The sequence below is a fragment of the Pseudoxanthomonas sp. 97-1-1 genome, assembly GCF_057773125.1.
In genome coordinates this window covers 76,889-100,877 of the sequence record NZ_JBYMTJ010000001.1, presented here as the reverse complement: position 1 = coordinate 100,877, position 23,989 = coordinate 76,889, and the positions used below count along the sequence as shown (strand labels likewise).

Below are 23,989 nucleotides of genomic sequence, written 5' to 3'. Positions count from 1 at the left end.
CGCACCGCTACAATCACCCCATGCCTGGACCCGACCACATCGAGGGAATGGACTTCGCGACCTCGTTCCGTCCCGAAGCGAACGACCGTCCCACCCGCATCCGCGTGGACCTGGACGCGTTGAGCCACAACGTCCATGCGCTGCAGGTGCACGCGGGCGTGCCGGTGATGGGCATCGTCAAGGCCAATGCCTATGGGCACGGGCTGGTGCCCGTCGCGCTGCACCTGCAGGCCCAGGGCATCGGGCAACTGGGCGTGGCGCTGGTGGAGGAGGGCATCGCGCTGCGGCGCGCGGGCGTGACGGTGCCGATCCTGGTGCTGGGCGGCATCCATGCGCCGCAGGTCAGCCAGTTCCTGGCGTGCGATCTTGAGGTGACCGTCTCCTCCATTGCCAAGCTGCGCCAGGTGGAACTGGCGGCCGAATCGCTGGGACGTCGCGCGGTGATCCATCTGAAGGTGGACACCGGCATGGAGCGCATCGGCGTGCACAGCGAGAATGCCGGACCCTTCATCGAGGCCGCAGTCGCCTCACGCTGGTGCACCGTGAAGGGCGTCTATTCCCATCTGGCATGTTCGGACGATCCCGCCTCGCCGATGACGCAGGGACAGCTCGCGCGCTTCCTCGACGCCTGCCGGCATTTCGAGCGCATCGGTGCGCCGATGCCGATCCGCCACCTGGCCAACTCAGGCGGCGTGCTGCATTTCCCTGAAACCTGCCTGGACATGGTGCGCCCGGGCATCGCGCTATACGGCGTGATGCCCGATCCCGCCTCGCGCCCGACCGTGGCGTTGAAGCCAGCGTTGTCGCTGGTTTCGAAAGTGGTCTATTTCAAGGTGGTCGGCGCCGGACGCACGGTCAGTTATGGCGCCACCTGGACCGCGCCGACCGATACCCGCATCGTCACCGTGCCGATCGGCTACGGCGACGGTTACCCGCGTTCGCTGTCATCGCGTGGCGAAGTGCTGGTGCGGGGTGCGCGCCATCCCATCGTCGGGCGCGTATGCATGGACCAGTTCATGGTGGACATCGGTCCCGGCGGCAGCGCCTACAACGAGGACGAAGTGGTGCTGATCGGCCGCCAGGGCGGCGATGGCATTACCTGCGAAGCCGTGGCGCTTGCAGCGGGCACCATCCCGTACGAGATCCTGACCGGGCTCAATGCCCGCATCCCGCGCGAATACATCGGCGGTGCATCCGGCATGGCGCCTGCGACGTAAGCAAACGGACCCGTCTTCCAGAGTTTCCTGCATGCCCAACGCCCTCGTCTGGTTCCGCCACGACCTGCGCCTGGACGACAATCCGGCGCTGCAGGCCGCGCTGGATGAGGGCTTCACGCCACTGCCGGTGTACGTGCACGCGCCGGCAGAGGAAGGCGAATGGGTGCCCGGTGCCGCATCGCAGGCCTGGCTGGGCAGATCGCTGGCATCACTCGATGCCTCCCTGCGGCAGCGCGGTTCGCGCCTGCTGATCCGGCATGGACCCAGCCGACGCACGTTGCAGGATCTGATCGATGCATCCGGTGCCACCGCGGTTTTCTGGAACCGCAAGTACGAACCCGCCACGCAGCCACGCGATGCCGCGATCAAGCAGGCATTGCGTGACAACGGGCTGCGCGCGGAGAGCTTCAACGGCAGCCTGCTGATCGAGCCGTGGGACATCGCCACCCAGCAAGGCCAGCCCTACAAAGTGTTCACGCCGTTCTGGCGCGCCGCGCAGACCCGGTTGCGCCTGCCCGCGCCGTGGACGGCGCCACCGCGGTTGCCGGCGGTGGATGACGCCATCACCGGCGTGCCGCTGGAGGCATTGGAACTCCGTCCGCGCCCTTCGTGGGATATCGGGTTCTGGGAAGCATGGACCCCGGGCGAAGCGGGGGCTCGCGAAGCGCTTGAGGTCTTCATCGAGGGTGCACTCAACGGCTACCGCACCGATCGCGATCGCCCCGACCGAACCGGCACATCGCGACTGTCGCCGCACCTGCACTTCGGCGAGATCGCGCCGTGGCGGATCATGGCGGAGCTGGAGCGCGTTCGTTCGGCGGCCAACGGCGCCGACATGGAGGGCTACATCCGTGAGCTCGGCTGGCGTGAGTTCGCGTACCACCTCCTGCATCACTTCCCGCATACGACCACGCAGGACCTCAACCCGCGTTTCGCGCATTTCGACTGGGCGAAGGTGGACCCCGCCGCGCTCGAGGCCTGGCAGCGTGGCCGGACCGGCGTCCCGATCATCGATGCGGGCCTGCGCGAACTGTGGACGACCGGTTACATGCACAACCGCGTGCGCATGATCGTGGCCAGTTACCTGACCAAGCACCTGCGCTACCACTGGCTGCACGGCGCGCACTGGTTCTGGGACACGCTGGTCGATGCGGACCTGGCCAACAACACGCTGGGCTGGCAATGGACCGCCGGCACCGGGGCCGACGCCGCGCCGTACTTCCGCGTCTTCAATCCCGTCACCCAGGCGGAGAAGTTCGATCCCAGGGGCGAGTACATCGCGCGCTGGGTACCGGAACTGGCGCCGTTGCCGGTGCCGCTGCGCTTCGCGCCCTGGCAGAAACCGGACCTGCTGGCGCACGTGGCGCCGGACTATCCACGCGGACCCATCGTGGACCTCGCCGAAGGCCGCGACGGTGCGCTGGCGGCGTACCGCGACAGTGGTGGCTGAGATGCGTTGACGCCTTTCGGCGCCGCGTGCTTCACTCGGCGCGGGAGAGGAGGGCAAGCATGGCCACGAAGAAGGCGCCGGCAAAGCCGCGTCGCGAGCCGATGTCGCGGGTGGATACCGCCTGGTTGCGGATGTGTCGTCCGACCAATCCGATGATGATCACCGGCGTGCTGATGTTCGACGAGCCGATGTCGCTCGACCGGCTCAAGCAGGTGGTGAAGAAGCGCTTCCTCGCTTATCCGCGCTTCCTGCAGAAGGCCGTGGACACGCCGGCCGGTGCCTCGTGGGTGACCGATCCCGACTTCGACCTCGACTGGCATGTGCGCCTGTCCGCACTGCCGGGACGGCGCGATCCGGCGTCCGAGAAGAAGGCGCTGGAGCGCTTCACCAGCCAGATGGCCTCCACCCCGCTGGACAAGACCAAGCCGCTCTGGCAGTTCCACCTGATCGAGCGCTATGGCACGGGTTCGGCGCTGGTCGCACGCATCCACCACAGCTATGCCGACGGGATAGCGCTGGTGCAGGTGCTGCTGTCGCTGACCGATACCAGCCGCAAGCCGGATGCCGGCAAGGACCTGCGCTCGGCATGGCTGAAGAAGGACGGCGTGGAGGTCGTGCGCCGGGTCGGCGCGATCGACCGCTACATGCAGTTGGGCGGCAAGGTGCTGGGCAAGGGGATGGAGATGTACCGCGATCCTTCGCTGGCCACGGTGCTGGCGAAAGAGGGTGGCGAGATCGGGCGCGAACTGCTGCATGCGCTGTCGCTGTCGGACGACCCGCCCACACTGCTGCGCGGCAAGCTGGGCGTCAGCAAGCGGGTGGCCTGGGCCGAGCCGCTGGATCTGGAGGAAGTGAAAGCCGTCGGGCGCGCCTGCGACTGCACCGTCAACGATGTACTGATGGCGGCCGCAGCCGGCGCGCTGCGCAGCTACATGCTGGAGCGGGGCGAGCAGGTCGATGGCATCACCCTGCGCGCGACCGTGCCCGTGAACCTGCGGCCGCTGGAGCACGCGCGCAAGCTGGGCAACCATTTCGGCCTGGTGTTCCTCGACCTGCCGGTCGGCGAAGACAACCCGGTCCGCCGGCTGGAGCGCGTGGCGGCATGCATGCGCGACCTCAAGAACTCACGTCAGGCCATCGTCGCGTTCGGGCTCCTGGCTGCGCTTGGCATGGCACCGTCGGCGGTCCAGGGTGTCGCGCTGGAGCTGTTCTCCCGCAAGGCCACGGCCGTGGCCACCAACGTACCCGGTCCGCAGCAGCCGCTGTACATGGGCGGATCGCGACTGCGCGAAATGATGTTCTGGGTGCCGCAGACAGGTTCCATCGGCATTGGTGTCTCCATCCTCAGCTACAACGGCCGCGTGCACTTCGGATTGATCGCCGACGCCAAGCTGATCCCGGACCCGGACGCGGTGATCCGGCGTTTCGGCCCGGAGTTCGACAAGCTGCTGTACCTGTCGCTGATGGGCGACTGGGAACGGACGCTGGATGCGCCGGCGGCGAGCGCATTGCTGTCCTGATCCCCGCCGCCACCTGAATGAACAGGGGAGAAATCGCGCGTTCTACACAGCGCGATGGTTAGGCTTGCGACCGTTCCGGGTATTCACCCGACGCCACAAGGAGGATCCATGAATACGATGCTGAAGACCGGCGCCCTGGCAGCGCTCACCGTCACCCTGCTGGGCGGTTGCGCCAGCTACACCGGCCAGACCAACGATCCCAACGACCCCAACCGCACCCGCACGGGCGCCCTGATCGGTGCCGGTATCGGTGCCGTGGCCGGCCTGCTGAGCGGCAGCGATGCCACCGAACGCCGCCAGCGCGCGCTGGTGGGTGCTGGTGTCGGCGGTTTGGCAGGTGGCTCCATCGGCGCCTACCAGGATCGCCAGGAAGCCGAGCTGCGCCGACAGACGGCGGGCACGGGCATCGACGTCAGCCGTGACGGCGACGTCATCAAGCTCAACCTGCCCGATGGCGTCACCTTCGACTTCGGCAAGGCCGATCTGAAGTCGCAGTTCTATCCCGCGCTCAACAACGTGGCGTCCACGCTGCGCGAGTACAACCAGACCATCGTGGAAGTCAGCGGCCACACCGACAGCATCGGTTCCGACGCGGTCAACCAGCGCCTGTCCGAGCAGCGTGCGGCTGCGGTCGGCAACTACCTGATCGGCCAGGGCCTGCAGCGTGAGCGCTTCGAGATCGTCGGCATGGGCAAGCGGTATCCGGTCGCCAGCAACGATACGGATGCGGGTCGTGCGATGAATCGCCGCGTCGAAGTCCGCGTGCTGCCCGTGCGCTCGTAAGCCATCGTCGCAGCGTGTCGGAAACGGGCCGCGCAAGCGGCCCGTTTTCTTTGTCTGTTCCGCCGGGTGCTGTCAACCCGTTTCCAGCGCCGCCATCCGTTGCCACAATCGGCATCCCACCCGGTCCATCGGGTTTTCCAGTACGGACGCAATGCAAGACCGCAATCTCCACATCGCCCAGCACATCGCCGCCACCATTGCCGCCGAGATCGGTGCACAGACCGCGCAGGCCAAGGCCGCCATCGCGCTGCTGGACGAAGGCGCCACGGTGCCCTTCATCGCCCGCTACCGCAAGGAAGTCACCGGCGGACTGGACGACATCCAGTTGCGCAACCTCGAAGTGCGCCTGACCTACCTGCGCGAACTCGAAGACCGCCGCGCCGCCGTGCTGGCCAGCATCGACGAGCAGGGCAAGCTGACCGACGCACTGCGCGCCGACATCGAAGCCGCCGACAGCAAGGCCCGCCTGGAAGACCTGTACCTGCCTTACAAGCCCAAGCGCCGCACGCGCGCGCAGATCGCCCGCGAGGCCGGACTCGAACCGCTGGCCGACGGCCTGCTCGCCGATCCGACCCAGGTTCCCGAAACCGCCGCTGCGGCGTATGTCGATGCAGACAAAGGTGTCGCCGACGCCAAGGCTGCACTCGACGGCGCGCGCGCGATCCTGATGGAGCGCTGGGGCGAGAACGCCGCGCTGGTCGGCGAACTGCGCGCGTGGATGACCGAGGTCGGCGTGATCCGCGCGAAGGTGGCACAGGGCAAGGAGAACGAAGGCGCCAAATACCGCGACTACTTCGACCACGCCGAATCGCTGGCGAAGATTCCCTCGCACCGCCTGCTGGCGCTGTTCCGCGCGCGCCGCGAAGAGATCCTGCTGCTCGACCTCGACCCGGGCATGGAGGCCGAGGCCGGCCACCAGCAGGCCGAGGGCCGCGTGGCCGTGCATGCCGGCGTGGCGGCGCAGGGGCGCGCCGCCGACAAGTGGCTGCTGGACGCCTGCCGCCTGACCTGGCGCGCCAAGCTGCACATGCACCTGCTGCTGGACCTGTTCAACCAGGCGCGCGAGAAGGCCGAAGCCGAGGCCATCGCGGTATTCGGCGACAACCTCAAGGACCTGCTGCTGGCCGCGCCCGCCGGGCCGAAGGCCGTGCTCGGCCTCGATCCGGGTCTGCGTACCGGCGTGAAGGTCGCCGTGGTGGATCGCACCGGCAAGCTGGTCGACCACGCCACCATCTATCCGCATGAGCCCAAGCGCCAGTGGGACCCGTCGCTGCATGTGCTGCGTGCCTTGTGCGCGAAGCACCAGGTGGAGCTGATCGCCATCGGCAACGGCACCGCCAGTCGCGAAACCGACAAGCTGGCCGGTGACCTGATCAAACAGGCGGCGGACCTGAAGCTGGAGAAGATCGTCGTCAGCGAGGCGGGTGCGTCGGTCTACTCCGCCTCGGAATTCGCATCGAAGGAATTCCCCGACCTGGATGTCAGCATCCGTGGCGCGGTCTCCATCGCACGCCGACTGCAGGACCCGCTGGCCGAACTGGTGAAGATCGAACCGAAGGCGATCGGCGTGGGCCAGTACCAGCACGACGTGGACCAGTTCCGCCTGGCGCGGGCGCTGGATGCGCGCGTGGAGGACTGCGTCAACGCCGTCGGCGTCGACGTCAACACTGCCTCGGCCGCGCTGCTGACGCGCGTGTCCGGCCTGTCGTCGACGGTGGCCGAGAACATCGTGCGCTTCCGCGACGAACACGGTGCCTTCCGCACGCGCAAGGCGCTGCTGGGCGTGCCGCGCCTCGGTGAGAAAACATTCGAGCAGTGCGCGGGCTTCCTGCGCATCGCCGATGGCGACGAACCGCTGGATGCCTCGTCCGTGCATCCGGAAGCCTATCCGGTGGTGGAGCGCATCCTGGCCGGCAGCGGCAGGCAGGTGAAGCAGATCGTCGGCGACATCGTGTTCCTGCGCGCGGTGAAGCCCGAGCAGTACACCGACGGGAAGTTCGGCGTGCCGACCATCCGCGACATCCTGAAGGAGCTTGAGAAGCCCGGCCGCGACCCGCGTCCCGAATTCAAGGCCGCGCGCTTCGCCGACGGCGTCGAAGACATCAAGGACCTGCGCGAGGGCATGATCCTGGAAGGCGTGGTCAGCAACGTCGCCGCCTTCGGCGCGTTCGTCGATATCGGCGTGCACCAGGACGGCCTGATCCACATCTCCGCGCTGGCCGACCGCTACGTGAAAGACCCGCGCGAAGTGGTGAAGGCCGGCGACATCGTCAAGGTGAAGGTGCTGGAGGTCGACGTGGCCCGCAAGCGCATCGCGCTGACGCGCCGCCTCGACGATGCGCCAGAGCCGCAGGCACCGCGCGAGACGCGGGTGAACGATGCGCGTCCGTCGCGCGGACAGGAGCGTGCTCCTTCCCGCGACAACCGGCGTGGCCCGGCCCCGGCCAAGCCCGGCGCAGCGCCAGCCGACAATGCGCTGGCTGCGGCCTTCGCCCGCGCGAAGGGGCAGGGCTGATCGGAGTCAGCCCTCGCTCCCACCCGGGCATGCGCGATCAGCGGTCGCGGTCGCGCATCGTCGTCGCGTAGGGCGCCAGGTAGCGGCTCAGCCCACCGGCGCGCAGGTGGGAGGCGGCCGCGTTCCAGTCGATCGGCGCGCCGGCCTTCAGCGCGTCCAGCACCGCCACCACCGATAGCTCGACTTCCGGCAACCCGCTCGCACCCGGTGCGTTGCGGCGCTGTTCGATCGCCTCGAACAGCACCGCATTGGCTTCGGCATAGGCCAGCGGCGCGGTGCGACCGTGCGCATCGCGCCACGCGGGCGTCTCCAGCACCGCATTGACGTGCGACAGGATCAGCCAGGTCGCGCGGCCGATCAGTTTCAGGTTGCCGGGCTGCACGCTGGTCATGGTATTGCCGACCACGCGACCACGCTTGGCCATGACGCCGGTGGAATGGGCATTGAGCAGCATCTTCAGCGCGATGGTCTGGTCAAGCTCGAACGCATCGCGCTGCGGCACCGTCACCGCGATCACCGGCACGGGACGGGGCAGGGCGGCGGCATCGCGCACGACCTCGGAGGCCAGCGGACGTGCGGAGACCGACACCAGCACCAGGTCCGCGCCTGCTGAAGAGAAAGCGTGCAGCCACTGCCGGTTCGCCTCGTCATGCGCTTCATCGCCGAGCAGGATCAGCGCGCCGGAATCGCCGGCCTGCGGTCCGCTGCGGCGCATGTTGGCGTCGGAGTACGACAGGTCGTACAAGGCCTGCTGTTCGTCGCCCGCGTTGGCCAGCCCGCGCAGCGCGGATTCGCGCAGGTACGGGTCCTGGATGCCGGTTTCGAACGGTGGCAGGTAAAGCGCCTTGTCCAGGCCATGGAAGGGGCGGTGCAGCAGTGCCTGCCAGGCCTGTTGTGCATTGCCTGCGGGCGTCCATACCTGGATCCATGAACGCCGTTCCGGTGCGTCCACGGGGTCCAGCGGGCCGAGCCGGAAGGTCGGCGCGCGCTCGGTGACATCCACGAACACCGGCATCAACGCGCGCGTGGCCAGGTAGGTGGCGCGATGTCCGGCGGCGTAACCGGCGGCTTCGCGATCGGTCCACGCCGCGAGTTTCGGCGCGGCCGCCGCGACAGTCTGCTGGATGCCGGCGAAGCCGCGCAGGCGATCGGCGATACCCGACTCGCCGAAGCCCAGCGAGGCCAGTTCTTCCGCCGTCAGCACCTCGCTCAACAGCGTGCGCGTCGCATCCTCCAGCACCACGCCCAGCACGTACAGGCTGGTGGTGGTGGCCTGCATGCGGGTGGAACCGGTGATCGCCTGTGGCCCGGTGGGCAGCGGGATCTTGGTGATCCGCGGATCGTCCAGCACGCGACGGCTGCGCTCGAATGGACGCAGCACGTCGTCGGGATTGTTGTAGACGAACCAGGTACGCCGCGCGTCCGCGCCGGCCTGGTCGGCGGCCGCCAGTGCGGTGCCGATCACGGCCGAGGTTTCGCCGCCTTCGGTGACAGCGAAGACCAGGTCATCGCGCTGGATGCCGTTGTCCTGCAACTGCAGGCGGCCGATCTCGGGGATGTCCTCGAAGCCTTCCAGCGAGGCGATCAGTGCACGGTCGCCACCGGTGATCTCGCCACGCACGCGCTCGCGCAGGCCGGGAAAGCGCGCCTCGATCTTGGCCATCGCCGGCGACGCCGCGGCGCGCTGCCAGAACGGGCGCCACAATCCGCTTTCGATCGTTTCAGCCAGGCGTCCGGTCGAGCCGGTGCCATAGAAGTACAGGCGATGCCCGTCGCGCAGCGCGCGGGTGATGTCGTGCGAGGCCGCTTCAAGTGCTGCCCGCCGTGCCGGATCGTCGGCCACGCCCTGCAGGGCCTTCGCGATGTCCTCGTCCACCGCCAGCAGCGCCGCCAGTCCGTCGGTGGTGTCGGCCGCGATGCGCGTGCTCAGGTCGAAGCTGCGCGGATGGCGCTGTTCGGTCAGCAGGCTGTGCAACTGGAACTGCTGCTTGTGCGCCACGAAGTCCTGCGACTGCGCCGAGGGCGTCACGCCCAGGCGGGACGGCGCAGGTTGCGCAGTGGCGGGGGCCAGGACACCGGCCATGGCAAGGAAGGACATGCTTCGCATGATGCATTTCGCCGTACGGGACATCGGATCCCTCATCAGACAACGGAAGACGGTGTCGAGACCGGCGATGTTCCCCTTGCGCGGCGCCCGACGCGGGCTGCTATCGTCATGACAACGATAGCAAACGAGAGCGCCACTATGCCCCGGAACTCGCGACCGATGCATGCCGCGCCGCGCCACCCGCGCCGGCGCATCGCGATGCTGGCGCTCGGCCTGATGCTCACATGCGGCGCGAGCGGGGCATCCGCCGCGACATCGCCGCCGGCTCCCGCAGCCTGCGATTGCGCCACCTCGGCACCGCTGCTGGGCATCGATGTCCTGCTCTCCTCGCGCCTGGACCTGCTGCGCGGCAAGCGCGTGGGTCTGGTGACGAATGCCACCGGCATGGACCATGCGTTGCGCAGCAGTGTGGACCGTTTCGCCGCACGCAGCGACTTCAGGCTCGTGGCGCTGTTCGGGCCGGAGCATGGCGTGCGGGGCGACGTGCAGGCCGGCGACAAGGTCGCCTCATCGCGCGATGCCGCGACCGGGTTGCCGGTGTACAGCCTGTATGGCGAGCACCGCGAACCGACGCCGGAGATGCTGGCCGGCGTCGACGTGCTGGTGTTCGACATCCAGGATGTGGGCACGCGGTTCTACACGTATCCGTACACGCTGGCGGGCGTGATGCGCGCGGCGAAGCGCGCCGGCATTCCGGTGATCGTGGCGGACCGGCCCGATCCGCTCGGTGGGGTGCGGGTCGAGGGCCCGGTGCTGGATCCGGCGCTGGCGTCGTTCGTGGGCATGTTCCCCATTCCGATCCGCCATGGCATGACCATCGGCGAGCTGGCGACGCTGTTCAATACCGGGTTCGGCATCGGCGCCGAGCTGCATGTGGTCGCGATGCAGGGCTGGCAGCGCGGCGATGAACCGCTGCGCGGTGCGTTGCCGTGGGTGCCTCCGTCGCCCAACATGCCCACGCCGGACACCGCGCTGGTGTATCCGGGCATGGGGTTGCTGGAAGGCACCAACGTGTCCGAGGGGCGCGGCACGACGCGGCCATTCGAAACGCTGGGCGCGCCCTGGGTGGATGCGCGCGCACTGGCCGAGCGGCTCAACGCACTCGGATTGCCCGGCGTGCGCTTCCGTCCCACCTGGTTCACGCCCACGTTCTCCAAGCATGCCGGCCAGGCCTGCGGCGGCGTGCAACTGCACGTGACCGACCGCGCGGCATTCCTTCCCGTGCGTACCGGCATCGCGGTCCTGAAGGCCCTGCACGATCAGCATCCCCGGGAGTTCGCCTTCCTGCCCGGCCAGCCGCCGTTCTTCGACCGGCTGGCCGGCGTGGACGATCTGCGCGCCGCCATCGCGCGCGGCGACACCCTGGACGTTATCGAGGCGCGCTGGCAGCCGGGGCTGGCGGCGTTTGAGGTGCTGCGCCGGCAGCATCTGCTGTATCCGGTGCCCTGAGCGCGCGGCCGTTTCACCGTGAGCCCCCGCGACGGAGCTCGGAGCGTGAGCGATGGGGCTCCGAGGCCCCAACGTTCGAGCGCCGAGGGCGATCTGTCTCACATTGAGAGCCAACGATGGGATTCGGAACGCCGTCGATGACACTCGGAATGCGATGAAGATGGCACTGCGATCGCGATCCGCGAAGCTCCGAGCCTTGCGCATGGGGCTCGGAATGCGATCTGTCTCGCATTGAAAGCCATCGATGGCTTTCCGAGATCGATGGGATGGCATTCCGAAAGCGATCCTCGGAGCTCGCAGCCTCGCGGAGGAGGCCTGGAGCCCGATCTTTCTCACATCCAGCCCGAACGATCGCGCTCGCAGTGGCATCCTTCTCACATCGAGGGCCACCCAAAGGGCTCGGAATGACGAAGACGCCTGCGACCGGCAAAGGCGTGGGAGCGGCGTGAGTCGCGAGGGGCGATCGGTCACGCTTCATCGCGACTGACGTCGCTCCCACACCCACATGCCAGACGACGCCCACGCGTGCTGCAGCCGCTACGTCGCCACTGCTTTCCGTTTGCGCGGGGTGCGTCGGGTCGTGCGCGGGGCTTCCGGTACCGCGGTCAGCGGGGCGACTGCCTGCTGGAGCTGTTCCAGTGACGACAGGGTGTCTGCGTAGGCGATGAAGTGCTGCAGATAGCCCGGCGACACCGCACGCATCAGGTGCAGGGCGCGATGCACCAGCATGCCGGAGTTCAACGGGCCGGCGTCTTCGGGCACGTTGTGCAAGGACGCGCGCAGCTGGCTGTCGATGCGGATCCGGGCCCAGGTATCGCGCGCTTCGGTCAGTTGCACGGGCGCGGCGGGGGATGCGTCAGCGGCTGGAACGTGCTCCGCGCGCGCCTGCAGCGCGGCGACCAGCTCGCGCAGTCCGGAAGTCGGCACGGCCGCGCGCTCCGCTGCGGGTGCGGCGGACGGTCGTTGCGCCAGGGTCTTTTCGTACGCCCGGATCAACCCGGACAGTCGCGCTTCCAGCAGGCGACGGGCTTCTCCCTCGTGCGCGCTGATCCGTGCGGCGAGCGCCTGCAGGATGTCGAAGCGCGCCGGGTCCGCGCGGTCCGCGCCCTGGGCACGCCACGCCTGCAGCTGCGCCGTCAGCGGCAACGCGTCACCGTCCATCGTCACCGCTGCGTTTGGCGGGGCGGGGGATGGGGGCGATCTCGACACGGCGGTTGCGCGCGCGGCCTTCTTCGTCGGTGTTCGCGCTGACCGGTTGCTCCGCGCCGAACGCGGCAGCGAACACCGACGACGACGGCACGCCCTCGGCGATCAGCGTGCGCGTGACCGTGAGGGAACGCTGTGCCGAGAGTTCCCAGTTGTCCGCGAACTGGCGATTGCTGTTGCGCACCTGGCGATCGTCGGTGAAGCCACTCACCATCAGGATCTCGTCGCGCGTGCGCAGGTAGCCCGCGAGCGGAGTGGCGAGACCCTTGAGCAGGTCACGGCCCTCGGGCTGCAACTGGTCGGAGTTCAGCGCGAACAGCACGCTGCCGCGGATGCCGATGCGGCCATCCACCAGCGTCACGCGCCCTTCGGCCAGCGGCACCGCGAGGGCCTTCTCGAGCGCATCGCGCTGCTGTGTTTCCCGCTCGCGCCTGCGGACTTCCTCGTCCAGTCGCTGCGACAGTTGCGCCTGCACCGCGATCACGCCGACCAGCACCAGCACGAAGGCCCCCAGCAGCACCGACATCAGATCGCCGAAGCTGGCCCAGACGGGCGCGCCGAGGTCGGCGTCGTCTCCGGTCTCCACGCTCATGCGGCTTCGGCCCCGGACAGGCGTTGCAGGTCGACGGTGATCTGGCGCTGCGCGGACAGGCTCAGGTCGACCACTTCACGTGCCTGTGCCACGTAGTAGGCCAACTGCTCGTCACTGCGCACGAGCGAGCGCTCCAGCGCGCCTTCGAGGCTTTCCAGGCGCGCAAGCAGGGCGTCGTTGGACTGGCCGAAGCGGGCGACCACGCTGCCCAGCGCATCGCCCAGGCCGGCGACCTCGGTGGCACCGGCAGCGACCTGCGCGGCGACGTGTCCGAGCTTGCCGGTCTCGGCCTGCACATGGTCGGTGAAGCGGGTGCCGACGCGGTCCAGCAGGTCGGCTGACGTGGCGACCAGCGCATCGATGGCATCCCGCTGTTCGGTGGAGGCGTGGTTCACCGCGTCGAGCAGGGTCTGCAGTGTCTCCATCAGCTGGTTGCGCTCTTCCAGCATGGCGGTATCGCGGACCATGCTGTCGGACAGCTTCTGGCGGAGTTCTGCGATCACCTCGGCGGCGGCGCGCGGCGCTTCGGACGCCACCTGCACCAGGTGCGAAATCTCGGTGATGGTCTGCGCGGCGTGCGCCTGCGCCTGGGTGGTGATGTCCTGGGCACTGCGCGCGAGCGCGTCGCAGATCTCCTGTTGCAGGCGGGCGGACTGCGCGCCTGCACGTTCCCATTCCTCGCGCAGGGTGGCGCTCATCGCGGCCAAGCGCTCGGCCCACGCCGACAGCCGCTGTTCGTCCTGTGCCGCCAGCGTCTGCTGCAGACCGGCATGCGAGTGCTCCATCGCCTGCAGCAACGCGGTGGCCTGGCGTTCGATGCCGTCTGCAGCCACCGCCAGCGCCTGTTCGTTGCGCGCGGCGATGGCGGCGCTGGTTGCGTCCTGTCGCGCAAGCGCCTGGTTCCAGCTGTCCGACAGTTCGGTGGCGTTGTGCTCCAGCCGCGTGGACAGGCCATCGACAAGGGCCGCGCTCTGTTGCTCGAAGCGGCTGGCCAGCTGTTCGGAGAAGGCGTGCATCTGGCCGGTGAGGCTGTCATTGGTCTGGCGCTGCTGCTCGATCGCCGTGGCCCAGCTGGCGGCCGCGGCAGTCGAGGCGGCGCTGAAACCGGCGGTCAGGCCGTCGAGCTGGCGCTGCACCGCTTGCGTGACGGCGTCCTGCATCGCCGCGCTCTCGCGTGCAAGCCCTGAAAGCGTCGCTTCGGTCGCCGGCTGCAACGCGGCGACGACGGCCCGGGCGCTGGCGTCGACACCCGACTTCAGGGCTTGCTCGAGCGAAGCGGCGAGCTGTACCTGCGCCGCCTCGGTGCGTTCGTGGAATGCCTGCTGGTTGACGACGAGGCGTTCGCCTGCGGCGTTGTTCTGGTGTTCGATCGACGCGACCATCGTCTGCAACCGGTCCACGAGGTCGGGCATCAGCGCGGCCTGCTGCTGCAGCAGGCGGAAGGATTCCTCGCGCTGGAACGATTGGGAGTGCACGCGCAGCGAGGTCGCGATTTCGCCGTCGAGCTGTTGCACGGCCTGCAGCCGTTCACGACGGCAGAGCGCCGCCAGCAGGCCGAGCACCGCCGAGGTGGCCACGCCTGCGATCGAGGTGCCGAAGGCGAAGGCGAGCCCCTTGACCGGCGCGGCCAGCGAACCGCGGATGGCGTCGAGATCCGTGGCGCTTTCCAGCGCCAGGCCGGTGCCGCGCAGCGTGGCCATCATGCCGAGGAGGGTGCCCAGCATGCCCAGCAGCACCAGCAGGCCGACCAGGTAAGGCGTCAGCGCCGGCGCGGGCAGAGCGACGCGCTCGCCTTCGATGCGTTGCCGCACCGACGGCCGCAGGCCCGGAGGCAGCAGCGCCAGCCATGCGTGCAGGCCACTGCCGGCGGCGGAGGTATCCGCGACGGCCTGCACCAGCATGGTGGTGGACTGGCGGTAGCGGTGCAGTTCGATCGCACCGGCCACGTAGCAGGCGCCGATGACCAGCGTGACCACGACGCCCAGCGCATGCGTACCGACATAGCCGACCCCGATCCAGGTGACGATGGCGAGGCCCAGCAGGAACAGGGCAGCGAGGAGAGGGGTTCTGATCATGGTGTTCCGGAGGCGTGCGAAGTGCGAAGGGCGGCGAGCAGCGCTTCGATGGGGTGGAAGCGGACATCCAGCTCGGCGAGCAGGACGTCCTGCAGGTCACGGCGGAAAGAAGGGAGCCAGGCGTCGTCGGGCGCCTCGGCGTTGGCCCGCTTCAGTCGTTCGAAGTGCTGGCCGAGCAGGGTAGGGGTCGTGGCCAGCAGGGCGTGTTCGCGCGGGCTCAGCGTCATTTCCATGACGGCATCGACTTCGGCCAGCCTCGCCTGGTCGGATGAGCCCGTGGCCAGTGCATCGCGCAACCGCCCGCGCAACTGGCCGGTCGACGCCAGCATGGATCGCTGGAGGTCCACGCAGTGGCGACGGAACGGCGCGAAATCCTCGCCGGTCGGGTGTGTGGGCTTGTCGGTGCGCGTGATGGCGGTCTGCAAGGTGGTGCGTACGCGGGCGCAGGCGGCGGCTTCGCCCTCGGCCTGGATCGGGAAGGAGCCGGGCGGTGGCGCCGCGTCGAGTGCGCGCGACAGCGCGATGGCGCGGTTCCAGTCGATCCACTGGCCCAGCTGCTCTGAAAGGGCGGGACCTGCGGAAGGCGCGCCGATATCGCCCAATCGGGCCAGGAGTCGGACGAAGGCCGGGGCCGACACCGGCGCCCGTTGTTGCACTGCTGCCACGCTGACGCTCAAAAAAGACGGCGATTTTACAGGAAGCACCAAGTCGACTGACCGGCAAATGGTCCGTTCATCGGTAATCTGAGCTGACGGATGCGGGCAGGCAAAGAAAAAGCCGGAACCTCGCGGTTCCGGCTTTTCTTCAAATGGTGGAGGTGGGCGGAATTGAACCGCCGTCCGAAGGCACTCCATCCCCGGTACTACATGCTTATCCCGCCGTTGAGTCTCGTCCTGCAGCAGCACGGTGGGCAAAGCGCACCGCAGAACCAGCCTGTTTTAGGTTGACCGGGTGCTGACAGGCAGCCACTCCCGGCGATTCCGTGATGATGACCTTACGCTGCGAGCACGGACACAAGCAGTTTCAGGGCTTACGCCTTAAGCGGCGAGAGCGTAGTTGTCGTCGTTGGCAACTAGAGTTTTGCCGCTGGATTTACGAGGAAAGCTGCCCCCTCGGCATGCACCAGGCAACTTCGCAACCCCCGTCGAAGCCAGTGCACCCCCGGGAGTCAGAAACGTCCTGACAAGAGCAAGTGTAGGGGCGGGCACCTCGCTTCACAAGGCACGGCGGAGCCGACGTTCAGCCTCTGGGGTCAAGCCATCGTGGTTTCGAGCCAAGCCCCCTTGGTAAGGGGGCGAATTCGCGCGTCAGCGCGAATGGGGGATCGGCAGCGCACGTCGGGGTCCAAGATTTGCTAAGCAAATCTTGGGGGCTTCATCGCGAAGCGATGGAGCTACGCGTCCTTGTTGTGCCGGCGCATGACGCGCGACTTCTCGCGCGCCCAGTCGCGGTCCTTCTCGGTGGCGCGCTTGTCGTGGGTCTGCTTGCCCTTGGCCAGCGCCAGTTCGGCCTTTACCTTGTTGCCTTTCCAGTACAGCGAGGTGGGCACCAGCGTGTAGCCATCGCGCTCGACCTTGCCGATCAGGCTGTCGATCTCGTTCCGGTGCAGCAGCAGCTTGCGCGTACGGCGGTCATCGGCGACGACATGGCTCGAGGCCTGGATCAACGGGGTGATCTGCGCGCCGAACAGGAAGATCTCGCCATTGCGGATGGTGGCGTAGGCCTCGGTAATGTTGGCACGGCCGGCGCGGATGGCCTTCAGCTCCCACCCCTGCAGGGCGAGGCCCGCCTCGTGGCGCTGCTCAAGGTGGTATTCGTGGCGCGCGCGCTTGTTCAGCGCGATCGTGCCCGTTGCTTTATTCTTGTCCGGTTTCTTTGCCATCCGTCCTATTGTCGCCGAAGGCGGAACCCTACGCGAGCCACATGCACACGATTCGCCGCAGCGCCCTGGTCGAACACTCGGCCACCCGGATGTTCGACCTGGTCAATGACGTGGCGGCCTATCCCCGCCGGTTCGACTGGTGCAGCGCCGCCCGGATCATCGAGCAGGACGAAAGCCGCCTGGTGGCCCGACTGGACCTGGGGCTGGGCTCACTGAGCACGTGGTTCACCACCGAGAACACGCTGGACCGTCCGCACCGCATCGACATGAACCTGGTCGATGGGCCATTCCGCAAGCTGCATGGGCGTTGGGATTTCCATGCGCTGGATGAGTCGGCCTGCAAGGTCACGCTGACGCTGGAATTCGAGCCTTCCAGCCGCCTGCTGGCACCGGCGATGGCGATCGGCTTCCAGACGCTGGCGGACCGCATGGTGGACGACTTCGTGCGCGCCGCCGACCGCGGGGAATGAGATGCGCGTGGAGGTGATCCGCGCCTGGCCGCACCGGTTCGAGACGGTGCAACTGGATTTGCCGGCGGGCGCTACGGTGGCCGATGCGCTGGTTGCGAGCGGTTTCGACGACGTGCAATCGGCGGCGATCGCGATTCATGGCGTGAACGCGACGGCAGGGACGGTGTTGAACGAGGATGACCGCGTGGAAGTGCTGCGGCCGCTGTTGATCGATCCGAAGGACGCGCGCCGTCGACGGGCGCGCAGATAGCAGGTCAGCCCCGCCTCAGCGGCGGCCGCCCTTCTTCTTTTCCTTGGCCAGGTTGGGGCCGAACTTGCGCACGTCGCGCGACAGCTGGAGGTCGGCTTCGGGGAAGTATTCGCCTTCCCAACTGGCCAGCACATCGCCGTTGAACACCAGGGTGAGATTCTTGATCTCGGTCGTGCCACGGCGATTGGTGCGGTTGCTGGCGGTGTAGTCCCAGCGGTTGGCATGGAACGGATCGGCGATCGACGGGCTGCCGAGCAGCGACTGCACCTGCTGCTTGCTCTGGCCCACCTGCAACTGGTCAACGGCCGTCTTCTCGAGCAGGTTGCCCTGGTAGATCGGCTGCTTGTAGAGAATGCCGCAGCCGGCAGTGGCGGAAGCGAGGACGGCGACCAGCAGGAATTTGCGCATGGGGCAGGTACGGTAGGAAACCGGGCCGATGATACACTCCCGCGCACCGCCGCAACCGAGCTTCAGGCAGCTGGCGCTAAACCGAGAGTGAACGGAGACGCCATGGAATCGCAGGACCTTCGCAAAGTCGGCCTCAAGGTCACCCACCCGCGCATGCGCATCCTGGAGTTGCTGGAGCAGAAGAACTCCCAGCACCACCTGAGCGCGGAAGACATCTACCGTCAGCTGCTGGACCACGGGGACGAGATCGGCTTGGCCACGGTGTACCGCGTGCTGACCCAGTTCGAGGCGGCAGGCCTGGTGCTGAAGCACAACTTCGAGGGCGGCCAGGCCGTCTACGAACTCGACCGCGGCGGCCACCACGACCATATGGTGGACGTGGACACCGGCAAGATCATCGAGTTCGAAAGCACCGAGATCGAAAAACTGCAGCGCGAGATCGCCGCCAAGCACGGCTACGAGCTGGAAGAGCACTCGCTGGTGCTGTACGTGCGCAAGAAGCGCTGATAGCCCGGAAATCCCGGGCTGTGGGAGCGACGCAAGTCGCGACGAGGCTTCATCGACCCCACTTCGCGACTTGCGTCGCTCCCACAAGTAAACAACAAGGGTGGATCAGACCGCGTTGGCGAGCAGCCGCTTGGCCGCGGCATGGGCTTCCTTGCTGACCTCCACGCCGCCCAGCATCCGGGCGAGTTCTTCCTCGCGCTGCTTCGCGCCCAGCTTCTCGACTGCGCTCTGGGTCATGCCCTCCACCGGCGCTTTGCTGACGCGGTAGTGCGCGTGGCCTTGCGCGGCCACCTGGGGCAGATGGGTGACGCACAGCACCTGTCGCTGGGCGCCGAGTGCGCGCAGTTTCTGGCCGACGATCTCGGCGACCGCGCCGCCGATGCCGGTATCCACTTCGTCGAAGATCATGGTGGGAACCGCATCCAGGCCAAGCGCGGCTACTTCGATCGCCAGCGAAATGCGCGCGAGTTCGCCGCCGGAGGCGACCTTGCGCAGCGGGCGGGGCGGCTGGCCGGCGTTGGCGGAGACCAGGAATTCGATACGTTCGGCGCCGGTCGGATCCGGGCGTTCGCCGTCCTGAGGCTCCAGTTCGATCCCGAAGCGGCCTCCGCCCATGCCCAGCTCGGCGATGAGTGCGGTAGTGGTGTCGCCCAGTGCTTTGGCGGCGCGCTGGCGCGTGCGGGTCAGTGCGGCGGCGGCATCGCGCCAGTGTCCCTTGGCCGCGTCGATCTCGCTGTTGAGCTGGAGCAGGCGCTCGCCCGCACCACGCAGTGATTCCAGCTCGGCCGCCAGCCGGTCGTGCTGCTCCTGCAGGCCTTCCAGCGGCACCCGGTGCTTGCGCGCGAGGTCGTGCACGCGGGCGAGCTTGCGCTCCAGCGCATCGAACTGCAGGGGTTCGCCGTCCAGGTCGTCCCGGACCTGGCCGAGCAGCGACAGGGCTTCCTCGACCTGGATCGCCGCGCCGTCCAGCAGCGCATCCACGTCGCGCAGGCGCGGCTCGTGTTCGGCCTGGCGGGCGAGGTCGGCGCGCACCTGCTGCAGATGGCGCGTCAACGAGGGGGCGTCGTCACCGGCCAGTTGACCCAGCGCCGCGTCACAGGCCTGGATCAGGCCGGTGGCGTGGGCCTGGCGGCGATGGCTGGCCACCAGGGCCTCCAGCGCGGTCGGCGACAGGTCTTCGCGCTGCAACTCGGCCAACTGGTGCTCCAGGTAATTGATCCGGTCCGAGACATCGCCCTGGCCGGACAACTGTTCGCGTTCGCGCAGGAGGGTGCTCCAGCGCAGCGCCGCGTCGCGCACGGCGCTGCGCTCGTCGCCGTTGCGGGCGAAGGCATCCAGCAGCGCCAACTGGCTCTGGCGGGCGAGCAGGGCCTGGTGTTCATGCTGGCCATGGATTTCCACCAGGCGTGCCGCGAGGTCGGAAAGCTGCGACAGCGTCACGCTGCGGCCATTGATCCAGGCGCGCGAGCCGCCGTCGGCACGGATCACCCGGCGCAACTGGCACTGTCCATCGTCGTCGAGCTCGTTGTCCGCGAGCCAGGTGTGCGCCGGAGAGCCCGCCGAAGCCAGGAACTCGGCGGAGAGCTCGGCGCGCTCCGCGCCATGCCGGACTACCCCGCTGTCGGCCCGCAGGCCCGACAGGAAGCCCAGCGCGTCCACCAGCAGCGATTTGCCGGCGCCGGTTTCTCCTGAAATGACGGTCATGCCATCGCCGAACTCCAGCTCGGCGGCGCGGACGACGGCGAAATCCTTGATGGCGAGGTGTCTGAGCATGCGGCGGATTGTAAGCGGTGCCGGCTCAGGTTCTGAGACGCGGGGAGCGCCCGGCTTGCAAAGCCGCAGGCGCGACGTTATCTAACGGGCATGAACTCACCGTCGCCCCCGCTGGATCCGCGCGCCCGCCAACTGCTGCGCACGCTGATCTCGCGCTATATCCGCGACGGTGAGCCGGTGGGGTCGCAGACGCTGGCCCGGCACGCCGGACTTGAAGTCAGTTCGGCGACGATCCGCAACATCCTCTCTGAACTTGAGGAGGTCGGGCTGCTCAGTTCGCCGCACACCTCCGCCGGGCGCATCCCCACGGCACAGGGCTACCGGGTGTTCGTGGACAGCCTGGTGCAGGTGAAATCGCTGGGAGAGGGCGAAGTGGCCCGGCTGCGTTCGGAGCTGCCGGCCGGCGCCGGGACCCAGGCGCTGCTCGGCAACGCCTCCGAGCTGCTGTCGGCGATGACCCACTTCGTCGGCGTGGTCAGCGTGCCGCGGCGCGAGCAGTTCGCGTTCCGCTACATCGACTTCGTGCCGCTGGATGGCCAGCGGGTGATGGCCATCCTGGTATTCGCCGACAACGACGTGCAGAACCGCGTCATCGAAACGCGCCGGGCCTACGACCGGTCCGAACTCGAGCGCATCGCCAACTACCTGAACACCCAGTTCGCCGGCCGGCCCCTGTCCGAGATCCGCGCGAACCTGCTGCATGACCTGCGCAGGGCGCAGACCGAGATGGAGGGGTTGCTGGCCGAATCCATCGAACTGGCGGAGCAGGCCCTCACGCCGCCCAACGACGACGTGGTGCTGGCAGGACAGACCCGCCTGATGGGCGTGCAGGAACTGTCCGATCTGGAACGGCTGCGCGACCTGTTCGAGGCATTCGCCCGCAAGCGCGAGATCCTGCAGTTGCTGGAGCGCACGATCCGAGCGCCGGGCGTACGCATCTTCATCGGCGAGGACACCGGCTTGGCGCCGCACGACGGCGTCTCGGTGGTGACCGCCCCCTACATGGCGGGCGGGCAGGTGCTGGGCGTGCTGGGCGTCATCGGGCCCACCCGGATGGCGTATGACCGGGTCATTCCGGTGGTGCAGGCGGCGGCGGATGTACTCGGTGCGGCCTTGAATCCGGAAACGCCGGCCCCATAGGTTGGGGCTTGGGCGGCCGGACTTGCCGCGATGGGACCCGAAATGAACCAACACGAACACGATTCCGACCTGGGCGGCGGCAACGAGCCGCAGGACGTCGAAGGCGCGCTGATCGCCGAACTGGAAATCCTCCGCAACGAAGTGGACCAGCTGCGCGCGGCGTCGCTGCTCGAGCGCGCCGACCTGGACAACCAGCGCAAGCGCGTGGCGCGCGATATCGAGCAGGCGCGCAAGTTCGCCAACGAACGCCTGCTGGGCGACCTGCTGCCGGTATTCGACAGCCTGGACGCCGGGCTGGCAGCGGCGGGCAATGAGCCCAGTCCGCTGCGCGACGGGCTCGAGCTGACGTACAAGCAGTTGCTGAAAGTGGCCGGCGACAATGGCCTGACCCTGCTCGACCCTGCCGGCGAAGCCTTCAATCCCGAGCATCACCAGGCCATCAGCCAGGCCGATGCCCCCGGCGCGGACCCCGGCAGCGTGGTGCAGGTGTTCCAGAAGGGCTACGTACTCAATGGCCGCCTGCTGCGCCCGGCCCTGGTCGTCGTGGCAAAACACGACTGAACGCCTTCGCGGGGCGCTTGAACGGCGTCATCGCACCCTTATATCGAGACCATCCACCCGGCCACCGGCCGGATCCAGACAGAATTTGCTAGGGAGCATTCACCATGGGCAAGATCATCGGCATCGACCTCGGCACGACCAACTCGTGCGTGGCGATCATGGACGGCGGCAAGGCCCGCGTCATCGAAAACTCGGAAGGCGACCGCACCACGCCCTCCATCGTCGCCTACACCAAGGACGGCGAAGTGCTGGTGGGCGCGTCGGCCAAGCGCCAGGCGGTCACCAACCCGAAGAACACCTTCTACGCGGTGAAGCGCCTGATCGGCCGCAAGTTCACCGACGCGGAAGTGAAGAAGGACCTGGACCTGGTCCCGTACGCCATCATTCCGCATGAAAACGGCGACGCCTGGGTGCAGACTTCCGACGGCAAGAAACTGTCGGCGCAGGAAATTTCCGCGCGCATCCTGGAGAAGATGAAGAAGACGGCCGAAGCCTTCCTGGGCGAGACCGTCACCGAAGCCGTCATCACCGTGCCGGCCTACTTCAACGACAGCCAGCGCCAGGCCACCAAGGACGCCGGCAAGATCGCCGGCCTGGACGTCAAGCGCATCATCAACGAGCCGACTGCGGCCGCGCTGGCCTACGGCCTGGACAAGGGTGACGGCGGCGCCGACCGCAAGATCGTCGTCTATGACCTGGGCGGCGGCACGTTCGACGTGTCCATCATCGAGATCGCCAACGTCGACGGCGAGAAGCAGTTCGAAGTGCTGGCCACCAACGGCGACACCTTCCTGGGTGGCGAAGACTTCGACAAGCGCGTCATCGACTACCTCGTCGAGGAGTTCCAGAAGGACCAGGGCATCGACCTGCGCAAGGATCCGCTGGCCCTGCAGCGCCTGAAGGACGCCGCCGAGCGCGCCAAGATCGAACTGTCCAGCTCGCAGCAGACCGAAGTGAACCTGCCGTACGTCACCGCCGACGCCTCGGGCCCGAAGCACCTCAATATCAAGCTGACCCGCGCCAAGCTGGAAGCGCTGGTGGAAGACCTGGTGAAGAAGACGATCGAGCCGTGCCGCATCGCGCTGAACGATGCCGGCCTGCGCGCCAGCGACATCGGCGAGGTCATCCTCGTCGGCGGCCAGACCCGCATGCCGAAGGTGCAGCAGGCGGTGGCCGAGTTCTTCGGCAAGGAGCCCCGCAAGGACGTCAACCCCGATGAGGCCGTGGCGCTGGGCGCCGCGATCCAGGGCGGCGTGCTGGCCGGCGACGTCAAGGACGTGCTGCTGCTCGACGTGACCCCGCTGTCGCTGGGCATCGAGACGCTGGGCGGCGTGTTCACCAAGATCATCGAGAAGAACACCACCATCCCGACCAAGGCCTCGCAGACCTTCTCCACCGCCGAGGACAACCAGTCCGCGGTGACGGTGCATGTGCTGCAGGGTGAGCGCGAGCAGGCCCGCTTCAACAAGTCGCTGGCCAAGTTCGACCTGTCCGGCATCGAGCCGGCACCGCGTGGCATGCCGCAGGTGGAGGTGTCGTTCGACATCGACGCCAACGGCATCCTGCACGTGTCGGCCAAGGACAAGAAGACCAACAAGGAACAGAAGGTCGAGATCAAGGCCGGCTCGGGTCTGTCCGAGGACGAGATCGCGCGCATGGTGGCCGATGCGGAGGCGCATCGCGAGGAAGACAAGAAGTTCCAGGAACTGGTGCAGACGCGCAACCAGGCCGACGGCCTGCTGCACGCCACCCGCAGCGCCATCACCGAACACGGCAGCAAGGTGCCGGGCGACGTGATCGGTCGCGTCGAAGCCGCGATCGCCGATCTCGACACGGCGATGAAGGGCGACGACAAGGCGCAGATCGAAGCCAAGTCCAAGGCGTTGGAGGAAGCCGCCCAGTCGCTGTATGCGGCCGCCGCGTCGGAGCAGCCGGGCACCGCCGATGCGGGCCAGGGCAACCCCGCGGACGACGTGGTCGATGCGGAATTCACCGAGGTGAAGGACGACAAGAAGCCGTGATGAGTGATTCGGGATTCGTGATTCGGAAAGGTGGAGCGCAAGCTCCACTTCTTCCGTCGCGGA

General features: G+C 67.8%; 20 protein-coding genes and 1 other RNA gene. 12 read left to right on the top strand and 9 right to left on the bottom strand.

Annotated features, from left to right (window positions below; all coding sequences use genetic code 11):
* Positions 1–20 precede the first annotated feature (20 nt).
* The 5 genes from alr (at position 21) to AC3DET_RS00395 (ending at position 7,485) form a co-directional block, all read left to right on the top strand.
* Positions 21–1,217 carry an alanine racemase gene (alr, locus tag AC3DET_RS00415; RefSeq protein WP_488390369.1) on the top strand — a complete coding sequence of 399 codons (1,197 nt, stop codon included), beginning with the start codon at positions 21–23 and terminating at the stop codon, positions 1,215–1,217.
* A 31-nt stretch (positions 1,218–1,248) separates the two neighbouring features.
* On the top strand, positions 1,249–2,667 hold the full coding sequence (locus AC3DET_RS00410) for a cryptochrome/photolyase family protein (RefSeq protein WP_488390368.1): 1,419 nt from the start codon (positions 1,249–1,251) through the stop codon (positions 2,665–2,667).
* Positions 2,668–2,726: 59 nt separating this feature from the next.
* Positions 2,727–4,187 carry a WS/DGAT/MGAT family O-acyltransferase gene (locus tag AC3DET_RS00405; protein WP_192201109.1) on the top strand — a complete coding sequence of 487 codons (1,461 nt, stop codon included), beginning with the start codon at positions 2,727–2,729 and terminating at the stop codon, positions 4,185–4,187.
* Between the two features lie 108 nt (positions 4,188–4,295).
* On the top strand, positions 4,296–4,970 hold the full coding sequence (locus AC3DET_RS00400) for a YiaD family glycine zipper/OmpA-like lipoprotein (protein WP_192201110.1): 675 nt from the start codon (positions 4,296–4,298) through the stop codon (positions 4,968–4,970).
* A gap of 151 nt (positions 4,971–5,121) precedes the next feature.
* Positions 5,122–7,485: a Tex family protein gene (locus AC3DET_RS00395; protein ID WP_488390367.1), complete on the top strand. Its 2,364-nt coding sequence runs from the start codon at positions 5,122–5,124 to the stop codon at positions 7,483–7,485.
* A gap of 37 nt (positions 7,486–7,522) precedes the next feature.
* Here the strand turns inward: AC3DET_RS00395 and AC3DET_RS00390 are convergent, their stop codons facing one another.
* Positions 7,523–9,592 carry a hypothetical protein gene (locus AC3DET_RS00390; protein WP_488390366.1) on the bottom strand — a complete coding sequence of 690 codons (2,070 nt, stop codon included), beginning with the start codon at positions 9,590–9,592 and terminating at the stop codon, positions 7,523–7,525.
* A gap of 159 nt (positions 9,593–9,751) precedes the next feature.
* Between AC3DET_RS00390 and AC3DET_RS00385 the strand changes: the two genes are divergently transcribed.
* Entirely contained in the window at positions 9,752–11,041 is a 1,290-nt protein-coding gene (locus AC3DET_RS00385; RefSeq protein ID WP_488390365.1) for an exo-beta-N-acetylmuramidase NamZ family protein, read from the top strand.
* Between the two features lie 537 nt (positions 11,042–11,578).
* Here the strand turns inward: AC3DET_RS00385 and AC3DET_RS00380 are convergent.
* The 6 genes from AC3DET_RS00380 to smpB all read right to left on the bottom strand — a co-directional run bounded on the left by AC3DET_RS00380 (position 11,579) and on the right by smpB (position 16,796).
* Positions 11,579–12,202 carry a DUF2894 domain-containing protein gene (locus tag AC3DET_RS00380; RefSeq protein ID WP_446537139.1) on the bottom strand — a complete coding sequence of 208 codons (624 nt, stop codon included), beginning with the start codon at positions 12,200–12,202 and terminating at the stop codon, positions 11,579–11,581.
* Positions 12,192–12,839 carry an OmpA family protein gene (locus AC3DET_RS00375; protein WP_337729834.1) on the bottom strand — a complete coding sequence of 216 codons (648 nt, stop codon included), beginning with the start codon at positions 12,837–12,839 and terminating at the stop codon, positions 12,192–12,194. The genes AC3DET_RS00380 and AC3DET_RS00375 overlap by 11 nt, the downstream gene beginning before the upstream one ends.
* On the bottom strand, positions 12,836–14,914 hold the full coding sequence (locus AC3DET_RS00370; protein ID WP_488390364.1) for a DUF802 domain-containing protein: 2,079 nt from the start codon (positions 14,912–14,914) through the stop codon (positions 12,836–12,838). The genes AC3DET_RS00375 and AC3DET_RS00370 overlap by 4 nt, the downstream gene beginning before the upstream one ends.
* Complete coding sequence (locus tag AC3DET_RS00365; protein ID WP_488390363.1) at positions 14,911–15,579, bottom strand: DUF3348 domain-containing protein; 669 nt, start codon at positions 15,577–15,579, stop codon at positions 14,911–14,913. The genes AC3DET_RS00370 and AC3DET_RS00365 overlap by 4 nt, the downstream gene beginning before the upstream one ends.
* 144 nt (positions 15,580–15,723) lie before the next feature.
* Positions 15,724–16,077: a transfer-messenger RNA gene (gene ssrA / locus AC3DET_RS00360) on the bottom strand.
* 230 nt (positions 16,078–16,307) lie between these two features.
* The gene (smpB, locus tag AC3DET_RS00355; RefSeq protein WP_142125393.1) at positions 16,308–16,796 is read right to left on the bottom strand and encodes an SsrA-binding protein SmpB; all 489 of its coding nucleotides are present in this window, start codon (positions 16,794–16,796) and stop codon (positions 16,308–16,310) included.
* A gap of 41 nt (positions 16,797–16,837) precedes the next feature.
* On the opposite strand from smpB, the gene AC3DET_RS00350 reads away from it, so the two are divergent.
* Together AC3DET_RS00350 and AC3DET_RS00345 are read left to right on the top strand one after the other, a co-directional pair.
* Positions 16,838–17,266: a type II toxin-antitoxin system RatA family toxin gene (locus tag AC3DET_RS00350; protein ID WP_337729831.1), complete on the top strand. Its 429-nt coding sequence runs from the start codon at positions 16,838–16,840 to the stop codon at positions 17,264–17,266.
* A gap of 1 nt (position 17,267) precedes the next feature.
* Entirely contained in the window at positions 17,268–17,516 is a 249-nt protein-coding gene (locus AC3DET_RS00345; protein ID WP_488390362.1) for an RnfH family protein, read from the top strand.
* A 15-nt stretch (positions 17,517–17,531) separates the two neighbouring features.
* Here the strand turns inward: AC3DET_RS00345 and AC3DET_RS00340 are convergent, their stop codons facing one another.
* A complete protein-coding gene (locus tag AC3DET_RS00340) occupies positions 17,532–17,924 on the bottom strand; it encodes an outer membrane protein assembly factor BamE (protein ID WP_192201119.1) in 393 nt (130 codons plus the stop codon).
* A gap of 102 nt (positions 17,925–18,026) precedes the next feature.
* On the opposite strand from AC3DET_RS00340, the gene fur reads away from it, so the two are divergent.
* On the top strand, positions 18,027–18,431 hold the full coding sequence (fur, locus tag AC3DET_RS00335) for a ferric iron uptake transcriptional regulator (RefSeq protein WP_142125397.1): 405 nt from the start codon (positions 18,027–18,029) through the stop codon (positions 18,429–18,431).
* Between the two features lie 105 nt (positions 18,432–18,536).
* On the opposite strand, the gene recN is transcribed toward fur, so the two are convergent.
* Entirely contained in the window at positions 18,537–20,204 is a 1,668-nt protein-coding gene (recN, locus tag AC3DET_RS00330; protein ID WP_337729829.1) for a DNA repair protein RecN, read from the bottom strand.
* Positions 20,205–20,294: 90 nt separating this feature from the next.
* On the opposite strand from recN, the gene hrcA reads away from it, so the two are divergent.
* The 3 genes from hrcA (at position 20,295) to dnaK (ending at position 23,926) form a co-directional block, all read left to right on the top strand.
* On the top strand, positions 20,295–21,344 hold the full coding sequence (hrcA, locus tag AC3DET_RS00325) for a heat-inducible transcriptional repressor HrcA (protein WP_446537134.1): 1,050 nt from the start codon (positions 20,295–20,297) through the stop codon (positions 21,342–21,344).
* Positions 21,345–21,386: 42 nt separating this feature from the next.
* Positions 21,387–21,905 (top strand): nucleotide exchange factor GrpE, encoded by a 519-nt coding sequence (gene grpE / locus AC3DET_RS00320; RefSeq protein ID WP_488390361.1) that lies wholly within the window; start codon positions 21,387–21,389, stop codon positions 21,903–21,905.
* 104 nt (positions 21,906–22,009) lie between these two features.
* Positions 22,010–23,926 carry a molecular chaperone DnaK gene (gene dnaK, locus AC3DET_RS00315; RefSeq protein ID WP_488390360.1) on the top strand — a complete coding sequence of 639 codons (1,917 nt, stop codon included), beginning with the start codon at positions 22,010–22,012 and terminating at the stop codon, positions 23,924–23,926.
* Positions 23,927–23,989 lie beyond the last annotated feature (63 nt).